Origin of the sequence: Pseudarthrobacter siccitolerans (genome assembly GCF_030823375.1) — a bacterium.
Taxonomy (GTDB): Bacteria; Actinomycetota; Actinomycetes; order Actinomycetales; family Micrococcaceae; genus Arthrobacter; species Arthrobacter siccitolerans_A.
The window spans coordinates 296,673-308,890 of sequence record NZ_JAUSXB010000001.1 but is presented as its reverse complement, the minus strand read 5'-3'; the positions used below and the strand labels follow the sequence as shown (position 1 = coordinate 308,890).

The window sequence follows — 12,218 nt, the reverse complement described above, 5'->3', positions numbered from 1 at the left end:
GCGCCGCGGTCACCCGCGGCCGTCCAGGGCCAGCTGCGATTCCGCTATTTCCCGGTAGGTGGGGGATGTCTCCAGCAACTCCTGGTGGGTTCCCTGGGCTACCAGCCGCCCGCCGTCAAGCACCAGGATCAGCGCGGCGCCAACAACTGCGGAGATCCGTTCCGCCACCACAATGACCGTGGCCGCCGCCAGTGTTGACTGGAGAGCCTGCCTCAGCCTGGTATCGGTGTCGTAGTCCAGCGCCGAAAAACTGTCGTCAAAGAGGTACAGCGGAGCCTTGCGCAGCAGCGCCCGGGCAATACACAGCCGCTGCCTCTGGCCGCCGGAAAGGTTGGTGCCGCCCTGGCCCAGCGGCGTAGCGAGCCCCAGCGGCAGGTCCCGCATGAAGCGCATGGTCTGGGCGGTTTCAAGGGCCTCCCAAATTTCTCCGTCGGTTGCGTCAGGTTTTGCCATCCGGAGGTTGTCCCCGATGGTCCCGGTGAAGAGGTGCGACCGCTGCGGAACAATCGCCATGGATGCCCGGAGGCTATCCAGGGACACGTCCTTAATGTCCACCCCGCCGAGGCTGATATGCCCGGCCGTGGAATCCAGGAAGCGCGGAATCAGGTTGAGGAGGGTCGATTTTCCGCTGCCGGTCGAGCCGACGATGGCTGTCATGGTGCCCGGACGTGCGGTAAAGCTGACGCCGGCGAAGACCGGCGCCTCCGCTCCGGCATAGGAGAAGGAGACCCCGCTAAACTCGAGCACCGCCGGCAGGGCCCGCTGCGGCCGCCGGGCGTCCCCGGCGGCGGCATCCTGCAGCGGGACGGGCTGCAGCGCATCCGCAGCCGGGGGAAGAGGCTCCAGGAACAGGGACTGGGGGTTCCGCGGCTGGCGCACGGATGGCTCAGTATCCAGGACGGCCCCGATCCGCTCCGCGCTGACCGTTGCACGGGGCGCCGTCATGAGGACGTACATGGACATCATGATCGCCAGCAGGATCTGCAGGATGTAGGCAATGAAGGCCGTCAGTGCACCGATGTTCATCAGGCCGCTCTGGATCCGGTGCCCGCCGAACCACACCACCGCCACCGAGGAGATGTTCACCACGAGCATGACCAGCGGGAGCATGCCGGCCACCAGGAGCGCGGACTGGAGGTTGTTGGCGGTGAGGCTGCTGTTGACCCGGGCGAAGCGGCGGACTTCATGGTTTTGGCGCACAAAGGAACGGATCACAGTGGCGCCGATGATTTGCTCCCTGAGGATGCCACCCGCCCGGTCCAGCAGTTCCTGGCCTTCGCGGTAAAGCGGAATCAACCGCCGGACAATGAGGTACATGATCAGCAGGAGCAGGGGCACAATAACGATCACCACCGACGACAATGCCAGGTCCTGCTGCAGGGCCAGGACCACCCCGCCTACCCCCATGGCCGGACCCGCCACCAGCATGGTGAACACCAGCACAGCGAAGGCCTGGATCTGCTGGGTATCGTTGGTGGCCCGCGTGGTCAGGCTCTGGGTTCCGAAGACGGCAACATCCTGCGAAGACAGCGACTGGATCCTGGCAAAAATTTCACCGCGGAGCTGTTGGCCGATCTTCATGGCGACCACGGCAGCAAGGTAGCCCGCTGCTATGGCGGCCGCGGCCTGCAGGACGGCGATCAGCGCCATCACCACGCCCAGGCGCGAGATGACGGCAGTGTTGCCTGCCACGATGCCGTCGTCGACAATTGCGGCATTAACGGTGGGCAGCAGGAGGTTGGCAGCGGCCTGGACCAGTTGCAGCAGAACGACGGCGGCAATCCGGGCTTTCTGGCCCTCCAGCAGCCGCCTCATCAAAGCGATCAGCACCATACCTCCACTGCGGTTGGGGACGCCGGCTGGGGCAGCTGGCGGCCGGACCCCCACCGGCCAATTCCGCCATTGTAAGGCACATCACTTTCATCTGCTGTCATGCGACATGACTTACTTGTAGAGAACGTCCAACGAATGGAGTTGTGCCCTGCTATCCCTTGCGTCCCACAGTGAAGATTCTGCGGAAAGGGAATACCGTGCCGTGGGCGGTCGGTGGGTAGGCCTCGCGCAGCGCTGCGGCATATTCAACTTCAAATTTTCTGCCGTCTTCCGGTGACAGGACTGCCAGGACGGGGCGAAGCGCCGTGCCCCGCACCCACTCCAGCACCGGGTCCGGGCCGGGCAGCACCTGCTGGTAAGTGGTCTCCCACGCATCGGCCGTGAATCCGGCGTCGAGCAGGATCCGCAGGTACTCCGCGGGCTCGCCCACCGACTCCCCGCCCCGCAGCACTCCGCGCAGCTTCGGCTCCCAGCGGGATGATTGGGCCAGCCCCCGCATCAGCGCGTGGGAGGGGGCATCGAAGTTTCCGGGAACCTGCATGGCAAACCAGGCGCCCGGCCGAAGCACCGCCAGCCACTTCCGCATCATGTCCTGGTGGCCGGGCACCCACTGCAGTGCCGCGTTGCTCACCACCACATCCGCCTCGGCGGACGGCATCCAGTCGGCGATATCCATCAATTCGAAACGCAGGGATGGTGTTCCCTCCGCCACAGCCGCCGCCTTGCCGAGCATCTCGGCCGAGGAATCAACGCCGACGACGTCGGCCCCCGGCCAGCGCTCGACCAGGGTGGCGGTGAGGTTTCCCGGACCGCACCCCAGGTCCACCACCTGCACCGGCCGGTCAGCGTGGACCCTGCCCGTGAGGTCGAAGAACGGGCGGTCCCGGTAATCGCCGAACTGCACGTACTTTGCCGGATCCCATTTCATGCTTGTCTCCACTGTCTGGTGCCGCAGGTACCGTCGAAGCCTAACCCGCGGCCCGCGAGATACCGGGCGCGTCCGGGCACTAAGCTGGAAAACAATGAAACTCGTTGACCAGCTGCCCGATATCTCCGCCCGGGACCTGCCCGCGTCCGCCGTCGATCCCGACGCCCTTTACTCGCGATTCCTCGAATGGACGGAGAGCCGCGGCCTGGACCTGTACCCCGCGCAGGACGAGGCGATCATGGAGCTGGCAACCGGCGCCAACGTAATCCTCGCCACCCCCACAGGCTCCGGAAAGTCGCTGGTGGCCATCGCCGCGCACTTCCAGGCGATGGCCCAGGGCCGGCGCAGTTACTACACCGCCCCTATTAAGGCGCTGGTCTCGGAAAAGTTCTTTGCGCTCTGCGAGATTTTCGGGGCCGAAAACGTGGGGATGATCACCGGCGATTCCGGCGTGAACCAGGACGCCCCCATCATCTGCTGCACGGCCGAAATCCTGGCCAACACAGCCCTCCGGGAAGGGGCAGCCGCGGACCTCGGTTCCGTGATCATGGACGAGTTCCACTTCTATTCGGACCCGCAGCGCGGTTGGGCCTGGCAGGTACCCCTGCTGGAGCTCCCCCAGGCACAGTTCCTCCTGATGTCGGCCACGCTGGGTGACGTGAGCAGGTTCGAAAAGGGCCTGACGGACCTGACCGGGCGGCCCACCACCACGGTGAGCTCAGCCGAACGGCCCATCCCGCTGCATTACTACTACCACGAGACTCCCGTCCACGAGACGCTGGAGGAGCTGCTGTCCACCAGGCAGGTGCCCGTTTACGTGGTGCACTTCAGCCAGATCGAGGCGATCGACCGCGCGCAGACGCTGATGAGCATCAACGTGTGCACCCGCGAGGAGAAGGACAAGATCGCGGACCTGATCGCCAACTTCCGGTTCGCCGCCGGCTTCGGCAAGACCCTCAACCGGCTGGTGCGGCACGGCATTGGGGTGCACCACGCCGGGATGCTGCCGAAGTACCGCCGCCTCGTGGAACAGCTGGCCCAGGCCGGACTGCTCAAAGTCATCTGCGGCACGGACACGTTGGGGGTGGGCATCAATGTGCCGATCCGCACGGTGCTCCTGACCGCCTTGAGCAAGTACGACGGCGTACGCACCAGGCAGCTGAACTCACGTGAGTTCCACCAGATTGCCGGTCGTGCCGGGCGGGCCGGCTACGATACCGCCGGCACCGTGGTGGTGCAGGCCCCCGAGCACGTGACGGAAAACGTCAAGGCGATGGCCAAGGCCGTTGCCAAGTTCGGTGACGACCAGAAGAAGCTGCGCCAGGTGGTCAAAAAGAAGCCGCCCGAGGGTTTTGTCTCCTGGGGCGAGCCAACATTCAAACGGCTGGTGGAATCGGTGCCGGACCCGCTGAGTTCAAGCTTTACGGTGACGCACGCCATGCTGATGAACCTGATGGAACGTCCGGGCGACCCCTTTGCCGCCGCCCGCCGGCTGCTGACGGAGAACCACGAAACCCGTTCTTCCCAGCTCCAGCTCATGAAGAAGGCGCTGGGAATCTACCGTGAACTGCTGGCCGCCGAAGTGGTGGAGCGGATCCCTCCCGAGCAGCAGGGACCGGACGGCCGGACCGTCCGCCTCACTGTCCACCTTCAGCCCAACTTCGCCCTGAACCAGCCGCTCTCCCCCTTCGCACTCGCCGCACTGGAGCTCCTTGATCCGGAGTCGCCGTCGTACGCCCTGGACGTGGTCTCCGTGATCGAGGCAACGCTCGAAAAGCCGCGCCAGATCCTCTCCGCACAGCAAAAGAAGGCCCGCGGCGAGGCCATCGCGGCCATGAAGGCCGACGGCATCGAGTACGACCAGCGGATGGCCATGCTGGAAGAGGTGACGTACCCGCAGCCGCTGGCTGACATCCTGGGCGAAGCGTTTGAGGTGTACCGCAAGGCGGCCCCCTGGGTGGGTGACTTCGAACTGGCGCCTAAATCCGTGGTGCGGGACATGTACGAACGGGCCATGAATTTCGGCGAGTTCGTGCAGTTCTACGGGCTGGCCCGCTCGGAGGGCATTGTGCTGCGGTACCTCGCGGACGCCTTCAAGGCCCTGCGGCAGACGGTCCCGCAGGACATGCTGCGCGATGACCTGGAAGACCTCAATGCCTGGCTCGGCGAGCTGGTCCGCCAGGTTGACTCCAGCCTGCTGGACGAGTGGGAGGAACTAACCTCCGGCGCGGCACCAACCCCACACGACGCGCCGCCGCCTCCCCCGCCGTCACTCACGTCCAATATCCGCGCCTTCCGCGTGATGGTGCGCAACGAGATGTTCCGCCGCGTGGAGCTGTTCGCGGACGAGGACGCGGAGGCCCTGGGTGAACTGGACAGCGCCGCCGGCTGGGACGCCGGCCGCTGGGAGGACGCCCTCGACGACTACTTTGACGAGCACAACGACATCGGCACCGGCCCGGATGCCCGCGGGCCGGGGCTGCTCATGATCGCGGAGGAACCCGGGGTGTGGAAGGTCCGGCAGATCTTTGACGACCCCGCCGGGAACCACGACTGGGGTATTTCCGCGGAGGTGGACCTGGACGCGTCCAACGAATCCGGGACGGCCGTACTCCGGGTCACGGACGTTAATCGGCTCTGACCGCCGGCTCTGGCCTGCAGCGTTCGCCTGTAGCGTTGGCCTGCGCGCTGCTGCCTGCGCAGGCCCGCCGGCGGCGGTAAGCTCGAACAATGAGTGTAATCCGCCCTGCAACCCCGCACGACGTCCCCGCGATCCTTCGTATGATCCACGAACTGGCGCACTACGAAAAGGAACCGGACGCCGTCCGCAACACCCCGGACATGCTGGCGCAGGTGCTCTTCGGCGATAACCCGCGGGTCTTCGCCGCGATGGCGGAGAACGATAACGGGGAAGTGCGCGGCTTCGCATTGTGGTTCCTCAACTACTCCACCTGGGAAGGTGTGCACGGGATCTACCTGGAAGACCTCTACGTCAGCCCGGAGGCCCGCGGCGAGGGGCACGGCAAAGCCTTGCTGCAGCACCTGGCCGGAATCGCCGTCGAAAACGGCTACGCAAGGGTGGAGTGGAGCGTCCTGGACTGGAACGAGTCGTCCATCAACTTCTACCGGCGCCTCGGCGCCCGGCCCATGGACGGCTGGTCCACATTCCGGCTCACCGGCCAGGCGCTGGAGCAGTTCGGCAGCGCCGTTCCGGCCGCCGCCAATGGCTGACGCACATGCCTGAAGCACGGGTGGCCGCCGGCCGCCTGACCTCCGGAACCGGGACTGTCCAGCACGAGATCAGGGCCCGGCACAAATTCCGCGGCCTGCGGACCGTGGAGCACTACTTCACGGTGCCCTTGGACCATTTCGGCGCCTCCGGCAGTTCCGAAACCATTACCCTCTTTGCCCGCGAGTACGTTTCGGCTGCCCACAGCCCTGAAGAAGCGGCGAGGCTGCCCTGGTTGCTGTTCCTGCAGGGCGGCCCGGGCGGCCGCGGCAACAGGTTTGGCTCCCTGGGCGGCTGGAGCAAGGCGGCGGGCAAGGACTTTCGCATCCTGATGTTGGACCAGCGCGGCACCGGCCTGTCCACCCCCCTGGACCGGAACACGCTCCCGCTGCGGGGGGCGGCGGCAGAGCAGGCAGCCTATCTGGAGCATTTCCGCGCGGACTCGATCGTGGCCGACGCCGAACTGATCCGTGCTGCGCTTGGTTCGCCGCCCTGGACCATTTACGGGCAGAGCTACGGCGGCTTTTGCGCGCTCACTTACCTCTCCTTCGCTCCGGAGGGCCTGCGCGAAGCGTTGATCACCGGCGGCCTCGCACCGCTCGACGCCCCGGGGGACGATGTTTACCGGGCAACGTTCAAGCGGGTGGCGGCACGTAATGCCGAATACTTCACCTGGTACCCGGAGGACCGGAGCTCGGTTGACACGATCGCACGCCATTTACGGACCGCACCGGAGTTCCTGCCCGACGGCAGCCCCCTCACCGTGGAGCGCTTCCAGATGGCAGGCGCCTTCCTCGGCGGCAACACGAGGGTGGACAGCCTCCATTACCTGCTGGAGGATGCGTTCGCGGGCGCTTCCGAGGGCACCCGGCTAACGGACTCGTTCCTTGAGCAGGTGCAGGGCATCGTGTCCCGCCGCTCCAACCCGCTGTATGCCCTGATGCATGAGTCCATCTACGGGCAGGGCGAAGCCACAGACTGGTCCGCATGGCGGGTGCTCCGCGAGTTCCCGGAGTTCCGGCCGGACGCGGACCCGCTGCTGCTCACCGGCGAAATGGTGTATCCGTGGTACTTCGACCAGGACCCTGCCCTGCGGCCGCTCCGCGAAGTTGCCGGACTGCTGGCGGCCAAGCCGGACTGGAAGCCGCTCTACGATGCGGGGCGCCTTGCCGCCAACACCGTGCCGGTCGCGGCCGCCGTCTACTCGGACGACATCTATGTGGACCGCGATCTGTCCCTGGAGACGGCCGCGGCGGTCCGCGGGCTGCAGGTCTGGGAAACCCCGGACTTCCACCATGACGGGATCGCCGACGACGGCGAAGGGATCTTCAACCGCCTGCTGGGAATGACGCGCGGGGTCCGGAGCTAAGCTGCGGCCGCTCCGGCAATTTAGGGAGCCGCTGACTTCCCGGACTGTGCCACCCGCATCACTATGGCGGCGGCCAGCACCGCCACTCCCACCACGGCGCCCGCCATGTTCAGCCCCAGGTAGCCGGACTGGCTAAGGACCAGCCCGGACGTCGCACCGCCCAGTGCGCCGGCAGCGCCCATCAGCATGTCCGAAACACCCTGGGCCACCACACGGGATTCCTGGGCAACGCTCTCGGCAAGGAGGGTGGAGCCGGAAATGGTGGACGCGGACCAACCAATGCCCAGCAGGACCAGCCCCACCGCCACGGCGACGGTGGACGCCTGGCCGAATCCGGCAACGGCGACGGCCGCGATCATAATGGCGAAGCCGATGATGACGGTTTCCGTCCTGCCCACCTTGTCTGTCAGCCAGCCCATCACCGGTGACAACGCGAACATCCCGGCGATGTGCAGGGAAATGGTGAAGCCGATGATCACCAGGACGTCGCCGCTGGCAGCATGGCCGGCGTGGACCGGCCCGGCCACCAGTTCCTGCAGGTGCAGCGGCGTCATGGACATGACGCCCACCATCACCCCGTGGGCTCCTACCACCGCGGCCAGCGCCAACAGGGCTCCGCGGGACCCGCGGATGGCCCGCATCCCGCGGAGGAGTGACCCGGGGACCCGGGCTTGCAGGGCAGCGGGTTCATGAACGGGCTGGCTGCTGGACTGATCCGCCGCCCGCCCGGCTGCAAGTTCCCGCGCCAGCAGCAGCGGGTCTGGCCGGAGGCCAACAAACAGCAGGACGACGGCGAGCAGGAGTCCCGCCCCGGAGATCACAAAGGGACCCGCGACCGGCGGGAGGCCAAGTGCCTGGCCCACTACCGCCCCGGGCTGGATCAGGTTGGGGCCGGTCACCGCCCCGACTGTTACAGCCCACACAACGGCGGACAGTGCCCTGCCGCGGTGTTCGGCGTCGGCAAGGTCCACCGCGGCGAAGCGCGCCTGCAGGCTCGCAGCGGTGCCGAGCCCGATGCCGGCCGCGCCCAGGACGAGCAGGACAAACAGGCCGGTGACCACCGCCAGAACCATCAGCAGGGCACCCGCCACGGCAGCCGAGAGTCCCGCCACCTGGCCAACGCGGCGTCCCCGCCGGTCAGCCAGCGAAGCAAGGGGCAGGGCGGCCAGTGCGGCGCCGAGGGTCATCACCGTGGCCACCGTGCCCGCCCAGGCGCTGGAACCGGAGAGCTCCACGGCCAGGATGGAACCGATGGAAACCGTCGCCCCGGTCCCGATGCCGCCAAACACCTGGGCTGCACTCAACAGCACCACGGTGCGCCGCTGCACCTGGCGCACTCCGGTTTCCGTCATCAAAGTGCCGGCCATGCTCCGAGCATAGTCCTCGGCGCAGCCGTCCTGCAGGGCGGGTTTTAAGCAGGTAATCCCGGCCGCGAAGGGCGGCCGGGATTACGTGTTCAGCAGAAGCGGAAATGTACTAGTCGACGTCGCTGTGGGTCTTCCGGGCGTCTTCCTCGAGCCGGGGATCCATGCGGGCTTCCTTGGCCTTGGAGCTGACCAGGCTGGCCACCACTGCAACCAGGATGGTGCCAACGATGACTGCCAGGGAGACGAAGGTGGGAATCTCGGGAGCCCATTCGATGTGCCGGCCACCGTTGATGAACGGCAGTTCGTTCACGTGCATCGCGTGCAGGACCAGCTTGATGCCGATGAACGCCAGGATGACGGACAGTGCGTGCTTCAGGTAGATCAGGCGGTTCATGAGGCCGCCCAGCAGGAAGTACAGCTGGCGCAGACCCATCAGGGCGAAGAGGTTTGCGGTGAACACAATGAACGGGCTCTGGGTGAGTCCGAAGATGGCGGGGATGGAGTCGACGGCGAACAGCAGGTCGGTCATGCCGATGGTGATGAACACGATGACCATCGGAGTGAAGACCTTCTTGCCGTTCACCACGGTGCGGAGCTTGCCGCCGTCGTATTTCTCCGACATCGGAATGACTTTGCGGATCTTCGCGATGAGCGGGTTTTCCCGGTCCTCTTCGTCTTCGCCTTCATCCTGTGCCTGCTTCCAGGCGGTCCACAGCAGGAAGGCGCCGAAGATGTAGAACACCCAGCTGAACTGTTCGATCACGATGGCGCCGAGCAGGATGAAGATGCCGCGCAGGATCAGGGCGATGATGATGCCCACCATCAGCACTTCCTGCTGGTATTTCCGTGGCACGGAGAACCTGGCCATGATGATGATGAAGACAAACAGGTTGTCGATGCTGAGGCTGTATTCGGTGACCCAGCCGGCGACGAACTGTCCGCCGTGTTCCGGTCCGGTGAAAGCAAACATCGCGCCGGCGAACACCAGGGCCAGGGTGACGTAGAACGCCACCCACAGTCCGGCTTCCTTCATGGAGGGTTCGTGGGGGCGCCGGACCACCATAAGCAGGTCGGCGAGGATAATCAGGCCAAGGACGACAAAAGTGCCGACCTCGAACCACAGCGGCAATTCGAGCACAGGGTAGCCTTTCGCAGGGTACAGAGATGCGGTGTAAGTCTCTCCGGCCTGCCTGTGCACTTGGTGCTGATGTGGCGGCCCGCTACGCCCGGCGGGGCAACCATGCCCTGCGTGTTGACGATCGTAGCGCTTGGGATACTCCCCTACGTGACGTTAACTGTACCCCAGGAGGATGCCGGACCGCTTCAGCGAGTGTGTGTGCGTCAGGCGTGCCCGGCCGCCTGCATCTGGCGCAGTTCCTTCTTCAGCTCGCTGACTTCGTCCCTGATCCGCGCGGCCACCTCGAACTGGAGCTCCGCTGCCGCCCCGTGCATCTGCTCGGTCAGCTGCTCGATGAGTCCCACCAGGTCCTCGGCCGGAGCTGCGGCGAGACCGTCCGAACGCACTTGAGCGGCGCCCTTGGCTGCCGCCTTCCGCTTGCCGCCCTTGGCCAGGCGGTTGTTGCTGAGCAGTTCCTGGGTGTCGGCGTCTTCCTTGGCCAGTTGGTCGGTGATGTCCGCGATCTTCTTCCGCAGGGGCTGCGGGTCGATGCCCTTCTCCGTGTTGTAGGCCACCTGGATGGCGCGGCGCCGGTTGGTCTCGTCGATGGCGTGGGCCATGGAATCGGTAATTCGGTCGGCGTACATGTGGACCTGGCCGGACACGTTGCGGGCGGCACGCCCGATGGTCTGGATCAGGGAGGTGGAGGAGCGCAGGAAGCCTTCCTTGTCCGCGTCCAGGATGCTGACGAGGGAGACTTCCGGCAGGTCAAGGCCTTCACGGAGGAGGTTGATGCCCACCAGAACGTCGAAGCTGCCCATCCGCAGTTCACGGAGCAGTTCAACCCGCCGCAGGGTGTCCACGTCGGAGTGCAGGTACTCCACCTTGACGCCGTGGCCCAGCAGGTAGTCCGTGAGGTCCTCCGCCATGCGCTTGGTCAGGGTGGTGACCAGAACGCGCTCGTCCTTTTCCACCCGGGTCCTGATTTCGCCCAGGAGGTCGTCGATCTGGCCCTTGGTGGGTTTGACGACGACCTCAGGGTCGATCAGGCCGGTGGGGCGGATGATCTGCTGGACGAAACCGTCGGCCTTGCCCAGCTCGTACTTGCCGGGGGTCGCGGAGAGGTAAACCGTCTGCCCGATCCGTTCCAGGAACTCATCCCACTTCAGCGGCCGGTTGTCCATGGCGGACGGAAGTCGAAAACCGTGGTCCACCAGGGTGCGCTTGCGGGACATATCCCCTTCGTACATCGCCCCGATCTGCGGAATGGTCACGTGGGATTCGTCCACCACCAGCAGGAAGTCGTCCGGGAAGTAGTCGATGAGGCAGTGCGGGGCCGTGCCGGTGCCGCGGCCATCGATGTGCCGCGAATAGTTCTCGATGCCGTTGCAGAAGCCCATCTGCTGCATCATCTCGAGGTCGTAGGTGGTGCGCATCCGCAGGCGCTGCGCCTCCACAAGCTTGTTCTGGCCCTCCAGTGCGGCGAGCCGGGTGGCGAGTTCATCCTCGATGGATTTGATGGCGCGGGTCATCCGCTCCGGTCCGGCCACGTAGTGCGAGGCGGGGAAGACGTACATCTCGGTTTCTTCCCGGATGACCTCGCCGGTGAGCGGATGAAGGGTGTAGATGTTCTCCACTTCGTCCCCGAAGAATTCGATCCGCAGGGCCAGTTCCTCGTACATGGGGATGATCTCGACCGTATCGCCCCGGACCCGGAAGGTACCGCGGTGGAAGTCCATGTCGTTGCGGGTGTACTGCATGGAAACGAACTTGCGCAGCAGCGCGTCCCGGTTCATTTCCTGCCCCTTGCGGAGAGTGACCATGCCGGCGATGTACTCTTCGGGTGTGCCCAGGCCGTAGATGCAGGACACGGTGGCCACCACGATGACATCGCGGCGCGTCAGGAGGGCGTTGGTGGCGGAGTGGCGCAGCCGCTCCACTTCCTCGTTGATCGACGAGTCCTTCTCGATGAAGGTGTCCGTCTGCGGCACATAGGCTTCCGGCTGGTAGTAGTCGTAGTAGGAGACGAAGTACTCCACCGCGTTGTTCGGCAGCAGCTCCCGGAATTCGTTGGCCAGCTGCGCGGCGAGGGTTTTGTTCTGCACCATCACCAGGGTGGGCCGCTGGACCTGCTCGATCAGCCAGGCTGTGGTGGCACTTTTGCCGGTACCGGTGGCGCCGAGCAGCACCACGTCCTTTTCACCGTTTTTGATGCGCTCCGTCAGTTCCGCGATGGCGGCGGGCTGGTCACCTGCCGGCTTGAACTCGCTGATCACCTCGAACGGTGCCACAACCCGATTGATCTCCTGCGCAAGACTCATGGGTCTAATCTACAACCGGGCACCGACACCAGCAGGGCCAGTCCGTTACGGGCG

General features: G+C 65.6%; 8 protein-coding genes. 3 read left to right on the top strand and 5 right to left on the bottom strand.

Annotated features, from left to right (window positions below; genetic code table 11):
- Nucleotides 1-9: 9 nt before the first annotated feature.
- Nucleotides 10-1,833 (bottom strand): ABC transporter ATP-binding protein, encoded by a 1,824-nt coding sequence (locus QFZ36_RS01365; protein ID WP_307276262.1) that lies wholly within the window; start codon nucleotides 1,831-1,833, stop codon nucleotides 10-12.
- Between the two features lie 151 nt (nucleotides 1,834-1,984).
- Nucleotides 1,985-2,761, bottom strand: coding sequence for a trans-aconitate 2-methyltransferase (locus QFZ36_RS01360; RefSeq protein ID WP_306633310.1), 777 nt, complete (start codon nucleotides 2,759-2,761; stop codon nucleotides 1,985-1,987).
- Between the two features lie 94 nt (nucleotides 2,762-2,855).
- Between QFZ36_RS01360 and QFZ36_RS01355 the strand changes: the two genes are divergently transcribed.
- The 3 genes from QFZ36_RS01355 to QFZ36_RS01345 all read left to right on the top strand — a co-directional run bounded on the left by QFZ36_RS01355 (nucleotide 2,856) and on the right by QFZ36_RS01345 (nucleotide 7,359).
- Nucleotides 2,856-5,402, top strand: coding sequence for a DEAD/DEAH box helicase (locus QFZ36_RS01355; protein ID WP_306633309.1), 2,547 nt, complete (start codon nucleotides 2,856-2,858; stop codon nucleotides 5,400-5,402).
- Nucleotides 5,403-5,491: 89 nt separating this feature from the next.
- A complete protein-coding gene (locus QFZ36_RS01350; RefSeq protein WP_306633307.1) occupies nucleotides 5,492-5,992 on the top strand; it encodes a GNAT family N-acetyltransferase in 501 nt (166 codons plus the stop codon).
- 5 nt (nucleotides 5,993-5,997) lie between these two features.
- On the top strand, nucleotides 5,998-7,359 hold the full coding sequence (locus QFZ36_RS01345) for an alpha/beta fold hydrolase (protein WP_306633305.1): 1,362 nt from the start codon (nucleotides 5,998-6,000) through the stop codon (nucleotides 7,357-7,359).
- 20 nt (nucleotides 7,360-7,379) lie between these two features.
- On the opposite strand, the gene QFZ36_RS01340 is transcribed toward QFZ36_RS01345, so the two are convergent.
- The 3 genes from QFZ36_RS01340 to uvrB form a co-directional block, all read right to left on the bottom strand.
- Complete coding sequence (locus QFZ36_RS01340) at nucleotides 7,380-8,726, bottom strand: MFS transporter (RefSeq protein ID WP_306633303.1); 1,347 nt, start codon at nucleotides 8,724-8,726, stop codon at nucleotides 7,380-7,382.
- 109 nt (nucleotides 8,727-8,835) lie between these two features.
- Entirely contained in the window at nucleotides 8,836-9,864 is a 1,029-nt protein-coding gene (locus tag QFZ36_RS01335; protein WP_306633301.1) for a TerC family protein, read from the bottom strand.
- A gap of 203 nt (nucleotides 9,865-10,067) precedes the next feature.
- Nucleotides 10,068-12,164, bottom strand: coding sequence for an excinuclease ABC subunit UvrB (gene uvrB / locus QFZ36_RS01330; protein WP_306633299.1), 2,097 nt, complete (start codon nucleotides 12,162-12,164; stop codon nucleotides 10,068-10,070).
- Nucleotides 12,165-12,218: the final 54 nt, after the last annotated feature.

Bases quoted from the DNA above. Each gene is read 5' to 3' on its own strand.
- QFZ36_RS01365 (WP_307276262.1), bottom strand. From the start codon at position 1,833: ATGGTGCTGATCGCTTTGATGAGGCGGCTGCTGGAGGGCCAGAAAGCC.
- QFZ36_RS01360 (WP_306633310.1), bottom strand. From the start codon at position 2,761: ATGAAATGGGATCCGGCAAAGTACGTGCAGTTCGGCGATTACCGGGAC.
- QFZ36_RS01355 (WP_306633309.1), top strand. From the start codon at position 2,856: ATGAAACTCGTTGACCAGCTGCCCGATATCTCCGCCCGGGACCTGCCC.
- QFZ36_RS01350 (WP_306633307.1), top strand. From the start codon at position 5,492: ATGAGTGTAATCCGCCCTGCAACCCCGCACGACGTCCCCGCGATCCTT.
- QFZ36_RS01345 (WP_306633305.1), top strand. From the start codon at position 5,998: ATGCCTGAAGCACGGGTGGCCGCCGGCCGCCTGACCTCCGGAACCGGG.
- QFZ36_RS01340 (WP_306633303.1), bottom strand. From the start codon at position 8,726: ATGGCCGGCACTTTGATGACGGAAACCGGAGTGCGCCAGGTGCAGCGG.
- uvrB (WP_306633299.1), bottom strand. From the start codon at position 12,164: ATGAGTCTTGCGCAGGAGATCAATCGGGTTGTGGCACCGTTCGAGGTG.